Below are 18,113 nucleotides of genomic sequence, written 5' to 3' on the forward strand. Positions count from 1 at the left end.
ACCTAATAAACCAAACCAAAACTAATTTAAAGCTAAGAATTATTTCTTATTTTCTAAAGCACTCACTTTAGCTTCTAGCTCTTCAAGTTTTGCGCGAGTCTTTGCTAGCACTTGAGTTTGCAGATCGAATTCTTCGCGGGTAACTAAATCAAGTTTTTGAAAACCTTGAGTCATTAGGCTGCGAACATTTTTTTCCATGTCTTTTGCAGGCGATTGTCGAATTGCATCACCAACCTTGTTTTGCATATCGTTAGCAATAGTTTGCATCTTCTGCATGATGTCTTGCGGATTCATGGTGTCTCCAGATAAATCTTTAATGTTCTCTTTTTACCAAATTTACGAAAAAAGGATGCACCAAAATGAGGCACAATATTGGTGCATGAGGCATTAACAAATTTGGTGCAAGCAACAGCCAAAAATTAATAAAAATAATTTATTTGGTGCAAGTATATGAATTTAATAATAAAAAAATAACTGGCACACCTTTTGCTTAATAACCTGCAAGGAATTTCCCTTTGATTGTTTATTAGGAGTGCAACACATGAAAACTTACTTAACTCTCTCAGCGATCGCATTAGCAGCAGCTGCAACTTTATCTTCTGGCGCTGTAATGGCTGCTGATCCAGCACCTGCTGCGACACCAGACTTCGTGGTAACTGGTAACTTCGGCATCACCAGCGATTACCGTTTCCGTGGTATTTCACAAAACGATTTGGACCCAGCTTTCCAAGGTGGTTTTGATGTGGCACATAGCTCTGGTTTCTATATTGGAACATGGGGTTCAAACGTGTCTTCATTTGCTGCTACAACAGCAGGCTCATTGGAGCTGGATTTATATGGTGGGTATAAGACGGAAATTGCTGGAGTGGCAACAGACTTTGGCTTGATTTCATATAAATACCCTGGATCATTGCAATCTGGCGCTGTAAATACTGAAGAGGCTTATGTAGGTTTAGGCTATGGTCCTGCAACATTGAAGGTGTCATATGTAATTGGTAAAAATTATTTTGGCACTACAAAAAGTGGTGGTGATGCAAGTGGTACTGTCTACTACGATTTAACATTAGCTCAAGAAGTTGCACCTAAGTTAACAGCATCAGCACATGCTGGCTATACAGACTTTAAAGAAGGAGCAAGAAATACTGGCTATACAGGTAAGGTTGGATATTCTGATTACAACGTTGGTTTGGCATACGATTACAACGGATTTGTTTTTGGGGTGAAGTATTACTGGAATGATTTGAGTGCTGGTACAAAAGATTGGGCAGTTGGTACATCGCCTTCTACAAAAAAATTGTACAAAGACGGCGTAGCAGTATCTCTAACCAAAGCTTTCTAACCCAGCGATCTCACGGAGAAACGTATGAAATTAATCACAGCAATTATCAAGCCCTTCAAGCTTGACGAAGTGCGTGAGGCGCTATCAGAAGTTGGCGTTTCAGGCATTACCGTTACTGAAGTTAAAGGCTTTGGTCGACAAAAAGGTCACACTGAGTTGTATCGCGGTGCTGAGTACGTTGTTGATTTCTTGCCAAAGGTCAAAATCGAAGCAGCAGTTGATGATGGCATTGTTGAGCGAGCAATCGAAGCGATTGAAAAATCAGCTAAGACCGGCAAGATTGGTGACGGCAAAATTTTTGTCTCATCTGTTGAACAAGTTATCCGCATTCGTACCGGTGAAACCGGTCAGTCTGCCCTTTAAAGCGAGGTAAGAAAATGACACATTGGATTAAACGTCTACTCGCAGCCGGCGCAGCGGCGCTAGCACTAGGTACAGTATCAATGGCAGTTTCATCAACAGCTTATGCTGCAGATGACGCTAAGCCAGCGGTTACTGCTCCTGCTGCAGCTGCTGCAACACCTGCTGCTCCTGCAGCACCAGCTGCCGTTCCTAACAAGGGCGACACAGCTTGGTTGTTGATCTCAACAGCATTAGTTATTTTGATGACATTGCCAGGCCTTGGTTTGTTCTACGGCGGTTTAGTGCGTAGCAAAAACATGTTGTCTGTGTTGATGCAATGTTTGGTGATCTTCTCACTAGTAGCAGTGCTGTGGGCGGTTTATGGCTACAGTATTGCGTTCACAGAAGGTGGCGCATTCTTTGGTGGATTTGATCGTATCCTCTTATCAGGCATTACGGTTGACTCAGTTGCTGCAACATTTAGTAAAGGTGTTGTTGTGCCAGAGTTTGGTTACTTTGCATTCCAAGGCGCATTTGCAACTATTACTTGCTGCTTGATCATCGGTGCATTCGCAGAGCGCGCTAAGTTCTCAGCAGTATTGTTGTTCATTGTTCTATGGTTCACATTCAGCTACCTACCAGTTGCTCACATGGTTTGGTTCTGGCCTGGTCCTGACGCATTTACTGATGCAAAAGCTGCTGAAGCGGCAACTGCAACAGCAGGTTGGTTGTTCCAAATGGGCGCACTAGACTTTGCTGGCGGTACTGTAGTTCACATCAACGCAGCGGTTGCTGGTTTGGTGGGTGCTTATGTAATCGGTAAGCGTATCGGTTTCGGTAAAGAAGCAATGAAGCCACATAGCTTAACTATGACCATGGTTGGTGCCTCACTATTGTGGTTTGGCTGGTTTGGTTTCAACGCTGGTTCAGCATTGGAAGCAAACGGTGGCGCTGCATTAGCTTTCGTGAACACATTCTTGGCAACTGCTGCTGCTGTATTGGCATGGACATTTGCTGAATGGATCGCAAAAGGCAAGCCATCTATGTTGGGTGGTGCATCTGGCGCGGTAGCTGGTTTGGTTGCTATTACTCCAGCAGCTGGTTTCGTAGGCCCAGCAGGTGCTTTGGTAATCGGTTTCATCGCTGGTTTCCTATGCTTGTGGGGTGTAACTGGTCTTAAGAAAATCTTGGGCGCAGACGACTCATTGGACGTGTTCGGCGTTCACGGTGTTGGCGGTATCTTAGGTGCTCTATTGACTGGTGTATTTGCTGACCCATCATTGGGTGGTACAGGCATCTACGACTACGTTGCTAACGCAGTGGCTCCTGACTATTCAATTGTTGGCCAAGTGTTTATTCAAGCTAAGGCTGTATTAACAACGATCGTATGGTCTGGTGTGGTTTCTCTTGTTGCGTACAAGTTGGTTGATCTTGTGATTGGTCTACGTGTGCCAGAAGATGAAGAACGTGAAGGTCTTGATATTACTTCTCACGGTGAAACTGCATACGAGGCTTAATCAGTATTTGTAGTAAATCTGTAGAAATGTAGTGTGGAATAACCCCAATAATTGCAGCATTATTGGGGATTTAAAGAGCGGTTTCTTGAATAAGAACCCGCTCTTTTTTTATCTGTCTTAGAATGACAATATGGTCCCACATCTAATTACTGCCCTAAATGGTCCTTTGCTTGAATTAGAGCAAAAGGTTTTAGAAGCTACGCCTGCAATTGAGCGTTGGTTCAGGCTCGAGTGGCAAGAGCACACACCTCCTTTTTATTGCTCTGTTGACCTTAGAAATGCGGGCTTTAAGTTGGCTCCAGTTGACACCAACTTGTTCCCTGGTGGATTTAATAATCTTTCACCAGAAATGTTGCCTTTGGCTGTTCAAGCAGCGATGGCATCGATTGAAAAGATTTGCCCAGATGCTAAAAATTTATTGTTAATACCTGAGCGTCATACGCGCAATATGTTCTATTTACAGAACGTGGCACGTTTAGCATCAATCTTGCGTCAAACAGGTTTGAATGTTCGTTTGGGGACCCTTTCAGAAGAAATTACAAAAGCTACTCCAATTGATTTACCTGATGGCCAGAGATTAATTCTTGAGCCTTTGTCGAGAATCGGTATGAAGGGTCGTCGTTTGGGGTTAAAAGATTTTGATCCTTGCACGATTCTTTTAAATAATGATTTATCAGGTGGTATTCCGCCGATATTAGAAAACCTGTATGAGCAGTACCTATTGCCACCATTGCATGCTGGTTGGGCTGTGCGTCGTAAATCAAATCACTTTGATGCTTATGATGATGTGGCGAAAAAATTCTCAAAAGTGATTGATATTGATCCTTGGATGATTAATCCATTCTTTACGAAATGTAACGGTATTAATTTCCATGAGCGTGTTGGAGAAGAATGTTTGCAAGAGAGCGTTGACAGCATCTTGAAAAAAATCACTCGTAAATATCGTGAATATGGCATTAAAGAAAAGCCATATGTGATTGTTAAGGCAGATGCTGGCACCTATGGCATGGGCATCATGACAGTTAAAGATGCTAGTGAGGTCAAAGATCTAAACCGTAAAGAGCGCAACAAAATGAGCGTTGTCAAAGAGGGTTTAGAGGTTGCTGACGTACTTGTGCAAGAAGGTGTTTACACCTTTGAAAAAATTAATGAAGCTGTAGCAGAGCCTGTTGTCTATATGATGGATAGATATGTGGTTGGTGGTTTTTACCGAGTACATACAGGCCGCGGTGTTGATGAAAATCTTAATGCACCAGGTATGCATTTTGTGCCTTTGGCATTTGATCACAACGCAATACCTGATGTGGCAGCTAAACCAGGTGTGGCTGTACCGAACCGCTTCTATTTATATGGTGTGGTAGCTAGATTGGCCTTGTTAGCGGCTTCTCTTGAGCTTGAGCGGACAGACCCTGAGGCTGAAAATTAATGAAAAAAATACTATTTATTGCAGACCCATTAATTGAGTTTGCAGTTGAAAAAGATAGTACTTTGGCAATGATGGATGCCTGCCAAAAGGCTGGACATCAGGTATGGCATTGTCATACTTATGACATCAAAAGTGTTGCATCATCAATTAAAGCTGAATGTTTGCATATTGAATTAAATCGTGGTGCTCAAGATTGGTTTATCCCATTAGAAACTGCCACCAAGCGCTTGGCAGACTTTGATGCTGTTGTGATGCGTAAGGACCCGCCTTTTGATATGGCTTACGTAACGGCCACTTGGTTTTTGTCGGCGGCAGTTTTAGAAGGTGCGCGTGTTTTTAATAGCCCCGAAGCCCTCAGAAACCACTCTGAAAAGTTATCGTTATTAGAGTTTTTGCAGTTTGCTCCGCCAACAATTATTACTAGAGACTTAGCAGATATAAAGGAGTTTCATCAGCAGCACCAAGACATCATCATTAAACCTTTAGATGGTATGGGTGGTATGGGTGTGTTTAGGATTAAGGCTGATGGCTTGAATCTTGCTAGTATTGTTGAAACGCTAGGTGAGAATGGTAGTAAAGCATTAATGGTGCAAAAGTTTATCCCTGAGATAGTTGATGGTGACAAGCGAGTTTTATTAATAGATGGCGAGCCTGTGCCATATTCATTAGCTAGGATTCCTCAAGGTGGTGAGGTCAGAGGTAACTTAGCTGCCGGTGGTAAAGGTGTTGCACAAAAATTAACGCAAAAAGAATTTGATATCGCTCATCAAGTTGGGTCACAATTAGCTGCGCGAGGGTTGCATTTAGTTGGCTTGGATTTTATTGGTGAGTACTTAACAGAAATTAACGTTACAAGTCCAACATGTTTTGTAGAAATCACGAACCAAACTGGACACGATGTTGCGAGTCAGTGGTTAAAGAGTTTAGAAAAAAAATTAAATTAATATGGCCGGAATACTAATCATTGCCCATGCTCCTTTGGCTTCAGCTCTCAAAGAGTTTGCTAAACATGTTTATGGCGAAGTTCCTAGTCGGCTGGTAGCAGTTGATGTGATGGCGCACGAAGATGCAAAGATCACGTTAGAGCGAGCTGTGGAAGCTGCACATACGATTAGTTCTGAAAATGGGTTGTTGGTTTTGACCGACATCATGGGGGCGACTCCAGCCAACGTTGCAAACCGCTTGGCTCATAAACCAGAATTCAATGGCCGTGTGCGAGTGATTGCTGGAGTTAACTTGCCAATGTTAATGCGCGCGATTTCATATAGAGCGGATTCTTTAGATTCTGCTATGCAAAAAGCCATGTATGGCGGTCAGCAGGGAATTATTCCGATTGGCCATTTAACCCCTGCTACGGATGCCGTATCAAATAAGACTTCGGAAGTTAAGGAATAAAAAATGCCTAGTGCAGAAATTAATATTATTAATAAATTGGGTTTGCATGCTAGAGCTTCTGCCAAATTAACGCAGTTAGCGGCAAAGTACCCTTGTGAGATTTTTTTATCTAAGGGTGGTCGCAGGGTTAATGCAAAAAGTATTATGGGCGTCATGATGTTGGCTGCTGGTATGGGTAGTTCTGTTGTGCTTGAGACAACAGGTGAGCAAGCTGAAGAGGCTTTTGCCGCCTTAGAAGCATTGATCAACGATCGATTCGGAGAGGGTGAGTAGTTTGTCATTTACGCTGCACGGCATTCCTGTTACCAACGGCATTGCAATTGGCAAGGCGCTACGTATTGCGCCGTCTGCCATGGATGTGAAGCATTATTTGGTGGATGAAGGTGCAGAACAAGTAGAACAAACACGCTTACTCAATGCATTTGAAGTTGTTAGACAGGAATTAAAAAGTTTAAGAGCCAGCTTGCCTGATGCCGCTCCAGAAGAAATGGGCGCATTCTTAGATGTGCACGGCATGATTTTGGCTGACCCCACTCTGACCGAAAAGCCGTTAGAGTTGATTAAGGGTCGAAGATATAACGCTGAGTGGGCGTTAGCCACACAGTTAGAGGATTTATTAGAGCAATTTGCTGAAATTGAAGATGAATATCTGCGTGAGCGCGCTGCAGATATTAGGCAAGTTGTTGAGCGAGTGATGAAAGTTCTCCATCATGGTGAAAATCATCAAACACTTTCATCCTTCTATAAAACCGTTTCAGAAAATCGTGAGCTAAGCGAAGTCATTGTTGTGGCGCATGATATTGCACCGCCTGACATGATGCGTTTTAAAGATTTAGCATTTGGCGGATTTATTACAGATTTGGGTGGTCGTACATCTCATACTGCAATTGTTGCTAGGAGTTTGGATATCCCAGCGGCCGTGGGTGTTAGAAGGGCAAGTGAATTAATCCGTCAAGATGATTGGATCATTATTGATGGTGACCGCGGCATCGTGATTGTTGACCCTAGTCCATTGATTCTGGAAGAGTATCGACATCTTCAATCAGAGCGTAAGTTAGAAAAGAAAAAATTATTAAGACTCAAGTACACGCCAACACTTACTTTGGATGGTGTGCCAATTGATTTGATGGCTAACGTTGAGATGCCAGATGATGCTGAGCAGGCGTTAGATTCTGGTGCGGTAGGTATTGGCTTATTTAGATCTGAATTCTTATTCATGAATCGCAAAGGTGATATGCCTAGCGAGGAAGAGCAGTTTTGGGCATACAGAAAAACCGCTGAGGCTATGAAGGGTTTGCCAGTTAGCATCAGAACAATTGATATTGGCGCTGATAAACCGCTAGATGGTCAGGATGAGGGCGGTCATTATTTGTCGCCACTAGGTCTGCGCGCTATTCGTTGGTCACTTTCTGAGCCTGAGATGTTCTTGATTCAGATCAGAGCCATCTTGCGTGCGTCTGCATACGGCAAGATGAAAATCTTGATTCCAATGTTGGCGCATGCCCAGGAAATTGATCAAACCTTGGAATTGATCAATGTGGCAAAGAAACAACTTGAAAATGAGTGCGTATCTTTTGACCCGAATGTACAAGTGGGTGCAATGATTGAGATTCCTGCGGCAGCGCTTTCATTGCCATTATTTATTCGCCGTTTGGATTTTTTATCAATTGGCACAAACGATTTAATTCAGTACACATTGGCAATTGATAGGGCTGACAATGCTGTTGCGCATCTATACGACCCACTGCACCCCGCAGTGTTGAGATTGATTGCAGGGGTTATCAGAGAGGCTAAGGCTGCCAACATGCCGGTTTCTGTATGTGGCGAGATGGCAGGCGAGCCATCAATGACCAAAGTTTTATTAGGCATGGGCTTAACTGATTTTTCAATGCACTTTAATCAACTCTTGTCTGTGAAGAAAGAGATTCTTAGATCAGATATGAGTGTATTGAAGCAGTCAGTAGATGAATTATTGAACGCTATTGAACCAGAAGAATTACAAGCAGCTTTACAAAAAATTAACGCTGTATAGACCAGTACTTATTGATGCCTTGAGCAGATGGGGCAATCATCTCTTTGGTGTAATGCAATTTGATCAACTTGCGAAGACCTCGCATCCCACAGTAGTAATTTACCCACCAAAGGCTCACCAATTTGCATAATCACTTGAAGCGCTTCTGCAGCTTGAATGCTACCAATGATGCCCACTAGCGGTGAAAATACACCCATCGTTGAGCATTGAACTTCATTAAATTCTTGGTCCGCTGGAAATAAACATGCGTAGCACGGAGTGCCTGTTTGGCGTGGATCAATAACAGTTACTTGACCATCAAATTTAATCGCAGCCCCACTGACAAGAGGCACTTTGTGTTTAACGCATGCGGCATTTACCATGTGTCTGGTGGTGAAATTGTCGCTGCAATCTAAAACAACACTTGCTGTAGGCAATAGCTGATCTAATAATTCAGCAGTAGCCTTCTCTTGTAAAGCATTTACTTGAACATGAGGATTTAGATTCAGAAGCATAGCTTTACCAGATTGAACTTTGGCTTGACCCACAGAGTTTTGGTTGTGCATGATCTGACGTTGTAGATTTGTTAAATCCACAGTGTCATGATCAATCAAGGTAATTTTGCCGACGCCTGCCGCAGCCAAATACGGCGCGGCTGCTGATCCTAGACCTCCGGCGCCAATCACTATCGCATGAGCGGCCAGTATTTTTTCTTGACCTTCAATGCCAATATCATCAAGTAGGATGTGGCGTGAATATCTAAGAAGGTCTTGGTCGTTCATGCGTCGCTCTAATTATTCCAAGCGAGATTTAGATTTCTTGATAGGCTGACCCTTTAGATAAGCAGCAGCTTGTGTCAGCATGAAATCTTCAGCAGAGCCAAATTCAGCAGGACGCTTCTTGCGATCCTTCTCTTTTTCTTCTGGAGTCTTTTTCGCATTAATTTCTTCAATGCGTTGCAATTCTTCAAGTCTACGTTTTTCACGTTCATTGATTAATTTTTCTTCAGAAGATTGCTTGTTTTTAAGATGCTTTTCGCTGTCGATTTCTCTGGTAATGAGAACGTCGTCTGGGTCACCCTCTGCATTTTGATCAACGGCAATATCAGGCTTGATACCAAACGCTTGGATAGATTTACCTGATGGTGTGTAGTAGTAAGCAGTTGTTAATTTAAGAGCGGAATCTGCGCTAAGTGGACGAACTGTTTGTACTGAGCCTTTACCAAAAGTTGTTTTACCAATGATTGTTGCGCGTTTGTGGTCTTGGAGTGCGCCTGCAACAATTTCTGATGCAGATGCAGAGAAGGCGTTTACCAATACCACCATCGGTACTTTTTTGAAGATTGGAGCTAGGTCGGCCAATACGTCATTGTTTTCAGATAATCTGTAGTTATCTACATTAGCCTTAAATATTTGTTTGGCATCTTCAGATTGACCTTTGGTTGATACCACCAAAGTTCCAGTTGGTAAGAATGCTGCTGATACACCAACTGCACCTTGCAACAGGCCGCCACCATTGTTTCTTAGGTCTAATACGAGACCTTTGATTTGAGAATCTTTAGCAGCTAGCTCGTTGAGCTTCTTAGCTAAATCAGGGATGGTTCTTTCTTGAAAGCTTGTAATACGAACATACGCAATGCCAGCATCAAGTAACTTAGCTTTAACAGATTGAACCTTAATTTCAGCGCGTGTAATCGTTACAGGAAAAGTTCTATCTTCACTTTTTCTAAAAATAGTTAAAGTGATTTTTGTGCCAGGCTCACCTCGCATACGTCTGACAGCTTGGTCTAGAGTCATGCCTCTAACAGGTTTGTCATCTAGTCTGGTAATTAAGTCGCCCGACTGAAGTCCTGCCCTAGCAGCTGGGGTATCTTCAATTGGATTTAGAACTTTAACAACACCATCTTCTGATGTGATTTCAATACCCAAGCCAGCAAACTTGCCTTGAGTGTGCTCTTGCATCTCAGCAAAATCTTTTTTGTCTAGATATGAAGAATGGGGATCAAGACCACTCACCATGCCTTTGATTGCATCGGTTAATAATCTCTTATCTTCGACAGGCTCAACATAATCTCGTTTAATTTGCCCAAAAACATTCGACAGATTGCGTAGCTCATCAAGCGGCAAATTAGAGTTGCCCTGTTGAGCTGTTGCAGAAAGTTGCAGAGTTAGCGCAACACCTGCAATCAGGCCTGTACAAACAAGGGCAATACTCTTAATTGACCGATACATAATTTACTTTTCTAAATAGAAATGTTTAATGGGTTTTAGGTTGTCATCTAGTTCATAAACCAATGGAACGCCGTTTGGAATGTTGATTTCCATGATGTCTGAATCAGAAACTTCATCTAGATACTTTACTAGTGATCGAATACTGTTGCCATGGGCTGCAATTAATACCCGTTTGCCGGAGCGAAGCGCCGGAGCGATTGATTCTTCCCAAAGCGGTAAAACACGAGCAACATTGTCTTTAAGACACTCACCCAAAGGTATTTCTTCACGTTTTAGTTTGGCGTAACGTGGGTCGTTATATGAGGTTCTTGGATCGTTAGGGTCCAATAGTGGCGGTCTTACATCGTAAGAGCGTCTCCAAATATGTACCTGTTCATCACCATACTTAGCAGCAGTTTCAGCCTTATTGAGGCCTGCGAGGGCGCCATAGTGACGCTCATTAAGGCGCCAGCTGTGAACAACTGGTAACCACAATCTATCCATGGCTTCTTGAGCATGCCAAAGAGTACGAATTGCCCTCTTCAGCACAGATGTGTAAGCAATGTCAAAATCATAGCCGGCAGCCTTTAAACTCTCACCAGCTTGGATAGCTTGTTGAACACCAGTTGGTGTTAAATCTACATCAACCCAGCCGGTAAAACGGTTTTCTAGGTTCCATTGGGATTCGCCGTGGCGGATAAGTACGAGTTGTTTCATATTCACATTCTATAATTTACTGATGGACTTCTTTACAAATACAAATAATCTATTACTACTAGCAACTTTAGTAACTTCTGGCTTGGCCTTGGCTTTGCCCCAGTTATTGGGTCGCTTTAATCAACAATGGCTAGGCGTTCATGCAGCCGTTCAGTCAGTCAATCAACAAGGGGCTCAAATTGTTGATATACGCAGTGCTGAAGAATACGGTTCAGGACACATAGCAAATTCTAAACATTTACCAGTTTCAGAGCTTGAAAAGGGCTTTAAACATCTAAAACTCGATACAAATAAGCCTATTATTTTAGTTTGTTTAAGTGGTTCTAGAGCAAGTAGCGCTATTGGAAAGTTCAAAAAAGCTGGTTTTTCAGAAATTATGTGTCTAGAAGGTGGTATTTCAGCTTGGAATCAGGCTGGTTTGCCATTGGTTAAGTAATAAAAGGTCGAAAATGCCAAAAATTACTATGTACAGCACACAAGTTTGCCCATACTGTGTGATGGCTGAAAGATTATTAACGTCTAAGGGCGCAGTCATTACAGAAAAAATTTTGGTGGATAAGGATCTCGCGAAAAGAGAAGAGATGATGACTAGAACTGGGCGTCGCACTGTTCCGCAGATTTTTATTGATGAAACTCATGTGGGCGGATTTGATGACTTATCAGCACTAGATAAAGCGGGTAAATTAGACCCATTGTTAGGTAAATAAGTAAATAAAAGTAAATAAATAGGAAAAACATGACAGAAGCAGCAAACGGTTCAGCTAATACAGCGGACAACAATCCAAGTTTTCAAATTCAACGTATTTACCTTAAAGACATTTCTTTGGAGCAGCCAAATGCTCCACAAATTCTTTTAAATCAAGGTGAGCCTAAATTAGAAGTTCAAGTTGATATCCAGGCTAACCAACTAGACGAGAACAACTTTCACATCACGTTGGTTGGCACTGTTACAACAAAAATTGAAGATAAAGTTTTGTTCTTGGTTGAGGCTCATCAAGCCGGTATTTTTGAAATTCGCCAAATGCCACCAGAGCAGATTGATCCGCTATTAGGCATTGCATGCCCAACTATTTTGTTCCCATATTTGCGTTCGAATATCGCAGACATGATCAGTCGCGCTGGTTTCCAACCAGTTCATCTGGCTGAGATTAACTTCCACGCTCTTTATGAGCAGCGTTTGCAGCAGGCTGCCGCAGCTCCTGCATCAAACGATAGCGGCATTATTTTGCCGAATTAATATGAAAGTGATTTTTCTTGGGGCTGGTGCATGGGGTACAGCAATGGCCATGCACGCCTCCAAGAATCCTAAGGACTGTGATGTGGCTTTATGGAGTCGCTCATCGTCTTTGGCAGATGAGATGAGTAAAACTCATCGTAATCAAAAATATTTACCAAGCATTGATCTTCCTCCTCAACTAAAAATTAGTAGTAATTGGGAAGCAATATTTACTCATGCAAGCGAACAAGATTTAGTAGTGATTGCAACCCCAGTTGCAGGTCTTAAAGATACTGTTCACGCCTTATTGAAACTCAGTAACGTTCCTAAAAATTGGGTTTGGTTATGCAAAGGTTTAGAGCCAGGTACATCCCTCATGCCGCATCAAGTGATTGAGCGGGAGTTAAAGCTTGCTAATGCTTTGGATCGTGGTATCCATTTAGCCGTTTTATCAGGCCCTAGTTTTGCGAGTGAAGTTGCAAAAGGGATGCCTTGTGCATTAACTGCAGCAAGTGGTTCAGCAGAATTGGTAACTCTGATTCAACAAGTTTTTCACCATGGCAATATGCGCGTGTACGGTAGTGATGATGTTGTAGGTGTTGAGTTAGGCGGCGCTATTAAAAACGTATTGGCGATAGCAACAGGTATTGGTGATGGCCTGGGGCTTGGTTTAAATGCTCGAGCTGCAGTGCTCACAAGAGGCTTATCAGAGATGATGCGGTTGATCATATCGATGGGTGGAAAGTCTGAAACAGCAATGGGTTTAACCGGTGTTGGAGATTTAATCCTGACGGCAACTGGTGATCTTTCTAGAAACAGACAGGTTGGTTTGCAGTTAGCCTCAGGCAAAAAATTATCCGAAGTATTAAGTGCTTTGGGTCATGTTGCAGAAGGTGTTCGATGCGCTCAAGCTGTCAATGATTTGGCGAAAACAAAAGGCATTGAGATGCCGATCACGCATATGGTGTGTGAAGTTTTATTTAATGGACAAGACGTTGCCTCAGCCGTGAAATTACTAATGAGTCGTGACGCACGAGCTGAGTCTCGATAAATTATTCGCCGCCAATAAAATTCATCTGGCGCCAGGCTTCATAAACCATGATGGCTGCTGCATTCGATAAATTAAGACTGCGACTGTTGGCTCGCATAGGTAGTCTTAGAGCTCTTTCAGGTAAAAAATAATCACGCACTTCTTGGCTGAGGCCTTTAGTTTCCGAGCCAAACACCAGGTAATCATTTTCTTGAAATTTGCATTCTGAAAGATGTGCCTTGCCTTTGGTGGTAATGGCAAACATTCTGTCTTGCGAAGGTTTTTCTGATTCTAAAAATGCCTGCCAATTGGCATGAACTTTCATATTGGCGTATTCGTGATAGTCCAAGCCAGCTCGTTTTAGTCGAGAATCTTCTAGTGGAAACCCAAGTGGTTCTATCAGATGTAGCTTTGCGCCTGTATTGGCGCACAAGCGAATAATGTTGCCAGTATTGGGAGGTATTTCTGGCTCGACTAGTACAACGTTTAGCATTTTATTTATATGGAGTTCTCAGAATTACCCAATTATGAACACTTTGGGCGCCAAAATCTTTAAGTAATTTAGCAATCGTGCTGAATGTGGCCCCAGTTGTCATGACGTCATCGACCAAGGCAACGCGAGTATTTTTGATCATATTGACTTTGTCTTGATTAATATGAAATACAGTTTTAAGCCTTTCCATACGCTCCTTACGCGTGGCTTGGGCTTGATTACCTTCAATATGGCTTCTGTAAAGAAGCGATGATGAGGTCGCTAGCTTCAATTGTTTTGAAAACGATTTACACAATTCCCATGATTGATTAAAACCCCTTTGATTTAATTTCTGAGAGCTCATAGGTATTGGGATTAAAAGATCAACATTGCTTGTTAAATCATTAAATTGATGAATTTGTAACCAAGCGTCAACTAAGCCACGAGCAATTGCTACTTGATGTTTGTATTTGTAGTCATGAACCGCATTGGTTAGTAAGCCACCATAACAGTCAATGCAAATCGTTTGATCAAATGGTGGAGTTTGAATTTCACAATTAGTGCAAATTCCACGCACTTCATCACAAATCAGGGCGCATTGTGAGCATCTGTTTTTTTGATGTGACTTTAGTAAGTTGGTGCACTTTTCGCAAATCCTAGATGCTTGAAATTCGCTACAGCCAATACATGCAGTTGGGAGCAGAAATTTCATGGGTCGCTGAGTATACTCATGCATATGCCCACAATCTCGACAGTGTCTAACACCTTACCTAAATTTCTATCGCTTGAGATTGCTAAGCGCATGGAAGATAAGCTGTCGATTGTCAGGATGGAGCCGCAAACAATTTGTCACGTAGGGCAAGTTGACATTGAGCTGCTTGGCAGACGATATCCAAAGGCAAAGCATTTTTCGACCAATCCTTATTTGATAGCAAAAGGCTTTAAAAAAGCCTTTCTTAACTTGATGAATCGACCTTGTCTTGAACCTGTTGCAGGTAAGGTGGATTTAATTTGGTCAAACCTTGAGCTGCAGCATGACAAGACTCCTGGATTACTAATTAAAAAGTGGCGCGAGCTGTTAAAAGTAGATGCGTTATTGATGTTCAGTTACTTGGGACCAGACACCGGTAAAGAAATGTCAAATTACTTCGATAGTGAAGATTTGAAAAGTATCCCAAGTCCATGGGATATGCATGATGTGGGCGATGCTTTATTAAAGGCTGGATTTTCCGAGCCTGTGATGGACATGGAGTACATCACCTTGGATTATGAAACCTTAGATTTATTGATTGCTGATGCTTTTGATTTGGGTTTGATAAATACTAGAACCCCTAAATGCTCAGATTTACCCGCAGATTTGGCCTTAAAAATTACTCTAGAAGTGGTTTATGGGCATGCGTGGACCCCAGCCAGTGATTTGGCTAAGGTCGAGGGCGGTGTTGCAACAATTAGCCCCGATCAAATTGTTAGAGTAAAGCGCTAAGTAAGCGAGTGCTCACACACCCTGTTGGCTAAGGGTTACTATCTAAATCTCTAAAATGCTTAGTAATTTATTGCGCTAGATCAAATTCACCAAATATAATCACCGGATATTACGTGCACAGGTAATCGTGCGATGCAATAGATCAAGAATTTATTAAATGGGAATCAAGATGAAACAACGCACATCATTAGCCGGTTTGCTATTTGGTTTAGTAGGCTTGCTCCAAGCTAATTTAGCTTGGGCTATCAATGACATGCCGGGTGGTCCAGCACGTTTTCAGTTAAACCTACATCCAGCTGCGACAAAAGTTGCTGAAGAAGTAGCAGTTCTACACTGGATGATGTTGATTATCTGTGTGGTGATTTTCGTAGCCGTGTTTGGCGTGATGTTTTACTCGATTTACAAGCACCGTAAATCACTAGGCCATCAATCAGCGAGCTTTCATGAAAGCACAACTGTAGAAATTATTTGGACAGTTGTTCCACTATTAATTGTGATTGGTATGGCTTTGCCAGCAACAAAAACTGTTGTTGCAATGAAAGACACAACTAATGCTGACATCACAATCAAAGTGACTGGTTACCAGTGGAAATGGGGTTACGACTACATCAAGGGTGAAGGCGAAGGCATTTCATTCTTGCAAACATTGTCAACACCTCGTGAACAAATTAATAACCAAGCAGAGAAGAGCGATACATATCTCATGGAAGTTGATAATGAGATGGTTGTTCCTGTTGGCAAAAAAATCCGTTTAGTAACAACTGCTAACGACGTTATTCACTCATGGACAATTCCTGCGTTTGGCGTAAAGCAAGATGCGATTCCTGGTTTTGTGCGTGATACATGGTTCCGTGCTGAAAAAGTTGGTACTTTCCGTGGTCAATGTTCAGAGTTGTGCGGCAAAGAACACGCGTTCATGCCTATCGTTGTCAAAGTTGTTTCAGATACAGACTATGCAACATGGGTTTCTGAAAAGAAAAAACAATTGGCAGCTTTGGCCGATGACCCAAGCAAAACATTCACAATGGATGAGTTGAAGCAACGTGGCGAAAAAGTTTATGCCGCAAACTGCGCAGCTTGCCATCAACCTAATGGTAAGGGTGCTGGCGCATTCCCAGCACTAGATGGATCAAAAGTTGTTTTGGGCGCTAAAGAAGGTCAATACAAAATTTTATTGAACGGTAAAAATGCAATGCCAAAGTGGAATCAATTAAATGATGTTGAGTTGGCAGCCGTTATGACATACACACGCAACACATGGGGTAATAAGACAGGTGAATTAATCCAGCCTAAAGACTTCACTGCAGCACGCGCAGCTAAATAAACATATATAGATAGGTAATTGGAGCGACTATGAGCACAGTAAGCCACGCACACGATCATCACGATGATCACGCACATGACCATCCACATGGATGGCGCCGTTGGTTGTTTGCAACCAACCATAAAGATATCGGAACTTTATATTTAATCTTCTCATTCGTTAGCTTGATGGCTGGCGGTGTGATGGCGCTTTTGATTCGTTTGGAATTATTCCAACCTGGTTTGCAATTTATTCGTCCTGAATTATTCAACCAGTTAACAACTTTGCACGGTTTAGTGATGGTGTTCGGTGCCATCATGCCAGCCTTCGTTGGTTTTGCTAACTACATGATTCCACTACAAGTGGGCGCCTCAGATATGGCGTTTGCTCGTATGAATAACTTTAGTTTCTGGATCATGCCTGTAGCAGCATCATTGTTGTTGTCATCATTCTTTGTTCCTGGTGGCGCAACTGCTGCCGGTTGGACGCTATATGCACCCCTATCTGTGCAAATGGGTCCTGGTATGGATATGGCAATTTTTGCTGTTCACTTGATGGGTGCTTCATCCATCATGGGTTCAATCAACATCATTGTGACGATTCTTAATATGCGTGCTCCTGGCATGACATTGATGAAGATGCCAATGTTCTGTTGGACATGGTTAATTACTGCTTATCTATTGATCGCTGTGATGCCAGTTTTGGCTGGTGCGATCACTATGGTTCTTACAGATCGTCACTTTGGTACAAGCTTCTTCTCAGCAGCAGGTGGTGGTGACCCTGTGATGTATCAGCATATTTTCTGGTTCTTTGGTCACCCAGAGGTTTACATCATGATCTTGCCAGCGTTTGGCATTATTAGTGAAGTTATTCCAACATTTGCACGTAAGAGATTGTTTGGTTACAGCTCAATGGTTTATGCAACAGGTTCAATCGCGATCTTGTCATTTATCGTTTGGGCTCACCACATGTTTGCAACTGGTATGCCAGTAACTGGTCAGTTGTTCTTCATGTATGCAACGATGTTGATTGCTGTTCCAACTGGTGTGAAGATTTTTAACTGGGTTGCAACAATGTGGAAGGGTTCAATGACATTTGAAACCCCAATGTTGTGGTCTATTGGTTTTATTTTCGTGTTCACAATGGGCGGCTTCACAGGTTTGATGTGTGCGATGGCTCCAATTGACATCATGATTCAAGATACCTACTACGTGGTTGCACACTTCCACTATGTGTTAGTGGCTGGTTCATTGTTTGCACTATTTGCTGGCTTCTACTACTGGGCGCCAAAGTGGACAGGTTTCATGGTTAATGAATTCCGCGGTAAGGTTCACTTCTGGGGTTCAATGATTTTCTTCAACCTAACATTCTTCCCAATGCATTTCTTAGGCTTGGCTGGTATGCCACGTCGTTATGCTGACTATCCAGTTCAGTTTGCAGACTTCAATGCTGTAGCTTCAATTGGTGGCCTTGGTTTCGGTTTGATGCAGGTTTACTTCTTGTTATTCGTTGTATTGCCAACATATCGTGGTGGCAAGAAAGCTGAAGCGCAAGCGTGGGAAAATGCAGAGGGCTTAGAGTGGACTGTTCCATCTCCAGCACCATTCCATACTTTTGAAACACCTCCAACAGTTAAGTAATCCGAATTCGGA

General features: G+C 42.5%; 21 protein-coding genes. 15 read left to right on the forward strand and 6 right to left on the reverse strand.

What is annotated here, in order from left to right; genetic code table 11:
* Window positions 1-39: 39 nt before the first annotated feature.
* Entirely contained in the window at window positions 40-294 is a 255-nt protein-coding gene (locus CFR83_RS05100) for an accessory factor UbiK family protein (protein WP_243383351.1), read from the reverse strand.
* A 247-nt stretch (window positions 295-541) separates the two neighbouring features.
* Here CFR83_RS05100 and CFR83_RS05105 point away from each other — a divergent pair, with 247 nt between their 5' ends.
* The 8 genes from CFR83_RS05105 (at window position 542) to ptsP (ending at window position 8,051) form a co-directional block, all read left to right on the forward strand.
* Complete coding sequence (locus CFR83_RS05105) at window positions 542-1,339, forward strand: TorF family putative porin (RefSeq protein ID WP_088812868.1); 798 nt, start codon at window positions 542-544, stop codon at window positions 1,337-1,339.
* Window positions 1,340-1,363: 24 nt separating this feature from the next.
* Window positions 1,364-1,702, forward strand: coding sequence for a P-II family nitrogen regulator (locus CFR83_RS05110; RefSeq protein WP_088812869.1), 339 nt, complete (start codon window positions 1,364-1,366; stop codon window positions 1,700-1,702).
* Between the two features lie 14 nt (window positions 1,703-1,716).
* On the forward strand, window positions 1,717-3,198 hold the full coding sequence (locus tag CFR83_RS05115; protein WP_088812870.1) for an ammonium transporter: 1,482 nt from the start codon (window positions 1,717-1,719) through the stop codon (window positions 3,196-3,198).
* Between the two features lie 130 nt (window positions 3,199-3,328).
* Entirely contained in the window at window positions 3,329-4,624 is a 1,296-nt protein-coding gene (gene gshA, locus CFR83_RS05120; RefSeq protein ID WP_088812871.1) for a glutamate--cysteine ligase, read from the forward strand.
* Window positions 4,624-5,568 (forward strand): glutathione synthase, encoded by a 945-nt coding sequence (gene gshB, locus CFR83_RS05125; protein ID WP_088812872.1) that lies wholly within the window; start codon window positions 4,624-4,626, stop codon window positions 5,566-5,568. The genes gshA and gshB overlap by 1 nt, the downstream gene beginning before the upstream one ends.
* A 1-nt stretch (window position 5,569) precedes the next feature.
* Window positions 5,570-6,019: a PTS sugar transporter subunit IIA gene (locus tag CFR83_RS05130; protein ID WP_088812873.1), complete on the forward strand. Its 450-nt coding sequence runs from the start codon at window positions 5,570-5,572 to the stop codon at window positions 6,017-6,019.
* Between the two features lie 3 nt (window positions 6,020-6,022).
* Window positions 6,023-6,292 carry an HPr family phosphocarrier protein gene (locus tag CFR83_RS05135; RefSeq protein WP_088812874.1) on the forward strand — a complete coding sequence of 90 codons (270 nt, stop codon included), beginning with the start codon at window positions 6,023-6,025 and terminating at the stop codon, window positions 6,290-6,292.
* 1 nt (window position 6,293) lies between these two features.
* The gene (gene ptsP / locus CFR83_RS05140; RefSeq protein ID WP_088812875.1) at window positions 6,294-8,051 is read left to right on the forward strand and encodes a phosphoenolpyruvate--protein phosphotransferase; all 1,758 of its coding nucleotides are present in this window, start codon (window positions 6,294-6,296) and stop codon (window positions 8,049-8,051) included.
* A gap of 8 nt (window positions 8,052-8,059) precedes the next feature.
* On the opposite strand, the gene CFR83_RS05145 is transcribed toward ptsP, so the two are convergent.
* Genes CFR83_RS05145 through gpmA form a run of 3 tightly spaced genes read right to left on the reverse strand, consistent with a single transcriptional unit; the run spans window position 8,060 to window position 10,957 of the window.
* On the reverse strand, window positions 8,060-8,812 hold the full coding sequence (locus CFR83_RS05145; protein ID WP_088812876.1) for a HesA/MoeB/ThiF family protein: 753 nt from the start codon (window positions 8,810-8,812) through the stop codon (window positions 8,060-8,062).
* Window positions 8,813-8,824: 12 nt separating this feature from the next.
* The gene (locus CFR83_RS05150; RefSeq protein ID WP_088812877.1) at window positions 8,825-10,261 is read right to left on the reverse strand and encodes a S41 family peptidase; all 1,437 of its coding nucleotides are present in this window, start codon (window positions 10,259-10,261) and stop codon (window positions 8,825-8,827) included.
* Window positions 10,262-10,264: 3 nt separating this feature from the next.
* Window positions 10,265-10,957, reverse strand: coding sequence for a 2,3-diphosphoglycerate-dependent phosphoglycerate mutase (gene gpmA / locus CFR83_RS05155; protein WP_088812878.1), 693 nt, complete (start codon window positions 10,955-10,957; stop codon window positions 10,265-10,267).
* Between the two features lie 22 nt (window positions 10,958-10,979).
* Between gpmA and CFR83_RS05160 the strand changes: the two genes are divergently transcribed.
* The 4 genes from CFR83_RS05160 to CFR83_RS05175 are packed head-to-tail and all read left to right on the forward strand — an operon-like array spanning window position 10,980 to window position 13,224.
* On the forward strand, window positions 10,980-11,393 hold the full coding sequence (locus CFR83_RS05160) for a rhodanese-like domain-containing protein (protein WP_088812879.1): 414 nt from the start codon (window positions 10,980-10,982) through the stop codon (window positions 11,391-11,393).
* Window positions 11,394-11,406: 13 nt separating this feature from the next.
* A complete protein-coding gene (gene grxC, locus CFR83_RS05165) occupies window positions 11,407-11,664 on the forward strand; it encodes a glutaredoxin 3 (RefSeq protein ID WP_088812880.1) in 258 nt (85 codons plus the stop codon).
* 29 nt (window positions 11,665-11,693) lie between these two features.
* Window positions 11,694-12,194, forward strand: a complete 501-nt coding sequence (secB, locus tag CFR83_RS05170) for a protein-export chaperone SecB (RefSeq protein WP_088812881.1) — start codon at window positions 11,694-11,696, stop codon at window positions 12,192-12,194.
* A gap of 1 nt (window position 12,195) precedes the next feature.
* Complete coding sequence (locus CFR83_RS05175; protein WP_088812882.1) at window positions 12,196-13,224, forward strand: NAD(P)H-dependent glycerol-3-phosphate dehydrogenase; 1,029 nt, start codon at window positions 12,196-12,198, stop codon at window positions 13,222-13,224.
* Between the two features lies 1 nt (window position 13,225).
* Here CFR83_RS05175 and trmL read toward each other — a convergent pair whose 3' ends face one another.
* Together trmL and CFR83_RS05185 are read right to left on the reverse strand one after the other, a co-directional pair.
* Entirely contained in the window at window positions 13,226-13,696 is a 471-nt protein-coding gene (gene trmL, locus CFR83_RS05180) for a tRNA (uridine(34)/cytosine(34)/5-carboxymethylaminomethyluridine(34)-2'-O)-methyltransferase TrmL (RefSeq protein WP_088812883.1), read from the reverse strand.
* A gap of 1 nt (window position 13,697) precedes the next feature.
* Entirely contained in the window at window positions 13,698-14,387 is a 690-nt protein-coding gene (locus CFR83_RS05185) for a ComF family protein (RefSeq protein ID WP_165765051.1), read from the reverse strand.
* Between the two features lie 24 nt (window positions 14,388-14,411).
* Here CFR83_RS05185 and CFR83_RS05190 point away from each other — a divergent pair, with 24 nt between their 5' ends.
* From CFR83_RS05190 to ctaD, 3 genes are all read left to right on the forward strand, one after another.
* Window positions 14,412-15,158 carry a methyltransferase domain-containing protein gene (locus CFR83_RS05190; RefSeq protein ID WP_133062464.1) on the forward strand — a complete coding sequence of 249 codons (747 nt, stop codon included), beginning with the start codon at window positions 14,412-14,414 and terminating at the stop codon, window positions 15,156-15,158.
* A gap of 169 nt (window positions 15,159-15,327) precedes the next feature.
* Window positions 15,328-16,482: a cytochrome c oxidase subunit II gene (gene coxB, locus CFR83_RS05195; protein ID WP_088812886.1), complete on the forward strand. Its 1,155-nt coding sequence runs from the start codon at window positions 15,328-15,330 to the stop codon at window positions 16,480-16,482.
* A 29-nt stretch (window positions 16,483-16,511) separates the two neighbouring features.
* Window positions 16,512-18,101: a cytochrome c oxidase subunit I gene (gene ctaD, locus CFR83_RS05200; protein WP_088812887.1), complete on the forward strand. Its 1,590-nt coding sequence runs from the start codon at window positions 16,512-16,514 to the stop codon at window positions 18,099-18,101.
* Window positions 18,102-18,113: the final 12 nt, after the last annotated feature.

The sequence above is a fragment of the Polynucleobacter victoriensis genome (genome assembly GCF_900187875.1).
Taxonomy (GTDB): Bacteria; Pseudomonadota; Gammaproteobacteria; order Burkholderiales; family Burkholderiaceae; genus Polynucleobacter; species Polynucleobacter victoriensis.

Bases quoted from the DNA above. Each gene is read 5' to 3' on its own strand.
- gshB (WP_088812872.1), top strand. From the start codon at position 4,624: ATGAAAAAAATACTATTTATTGCAGACCCATTAATTGAGTTTGCAGTT.
- CFR83_RS05160 (WP_088812879.1), top strand. From the start codon at position 10,980: ATGGACTTCTTTACAAATACAAATAATCTATTACTACTAGCAACTTTA.
- gshA (WP_088812871.1), top strand. From the start codon at position 3,329: ATGGTCCCACATCTAATTACTGCCCTAAATGGTCCTTTGCTTGAATTA.
- CFR83_RS05190 (WP_133062464.1), top strand. From the start codon at position 14,412: ATGCCCACAATCTCGACAGTGTCTAACACCTTACCTAAATTTCTATCG.
- gpmA (WP_088812878.1), bottom strand. From the start codon at position 10,957: ATGAAACAACTCGTACTTATCCGCCACGGCGAATCCCAATGGAACCTA.
- CFR83_RS05135 (WP_088812874.1), top strand. From the start codon at position 6,023: ATGCCTAGTGCAGAAATTAATATTATTAATAAATTGGGTTTGCATGCT.
- CFR83_RS05115 (WP_088812870.1), top strand. From the start codon at position 1,717: ATGACACATTGGATTAAACGTCTACTCGCAGCCGGCGCAGCGGCGCTA.
- CFR83_RS05100 (WP_243383351.1), bottom strand. From the start codon at position 294: ATGAATCCGCAAGACATCATGCAGAAGATGCAAACTATTGCTAACGAT.
- CFR83_RS05145 (WP_088812876.1), bottom strand. From the start codon at position 8,812: ATGAACGACCAAGACCTTCTTAGATATTCACGCCACATCCTACTTGAT.
- trmL (WP_088812883.1), bottom strand. From the start codon at position 13,696: ATGCTAAACGTTGTACTAGTCGAGCCAGAAATACCTCCCAATACTGGC.
- CFR83_RS05110 (WP_088812869.1), top strand. From the start codon at position 1,364: ATGAAATTAATCACAGCAATTATCAAGCCCTTCAAGCTTGACGAAGTG.
- CFR83_RS05175 (WP_088812882.1), top strand. From the start codon at position 12,196: ATGAAAGTGATTTTTCTTGGGGCTGGTGCATGGGGTACAGCAATGGCC.
- CFR83_RS05150 (WP_088812877.1), bottom strand. From the start codon at position 10,261: ATGTATCGGTCAATTAAGAGTATTGCCCTTGTTTGTACAGGCCTGATT.
- CFR83_RS05130 (WP_088812873.1), top strand. From the start codon at position 5,570: ATGGCCGGAATACTAATCATTGCCCATGCTCCTTTGGCTTCAGCTCTC.
- ctaD (WP_088812887.1), top strand. From the start codon at position 16,512: ATGAGCACAGTAAGCCACGCACACGATCATCACGATGATCACGCACAT.
- coxB (WP_088812886.1), top strand. From the start codon at position 15,328: ATGAAACAACGCACATCATTAGCCGGTTTGCTATTTGGTTTAGTAGGC.
- secB (WP_088812881.1), top strand. From the start codon at position 11,694: ATGACAGAAGCAGCAAACGGTTCAGCTAATACAGCGGACAACAATCCA.
- CFR83_RS05105 (WP_088812868.1), top strand. From the start codon at position 542: ATGAAAACTTACTTAACTCTCTCAGCGATCGCATTAGCAGCAGCTGCA.
- CFR83_RS05185 (WP_165765051.1), bottom strand. From the start codon at position 14,387: ATGAAATTTCTGCTCCCAACTGCATGTATTGGCTGTAGCGAATTTCAA.
- grxC (WP_088812880.1), top strand. From the start codon at position 11,407: ATGCCAAAAATTACTATGTACAGCACACAAGTTTGCCCATACTGTGTG.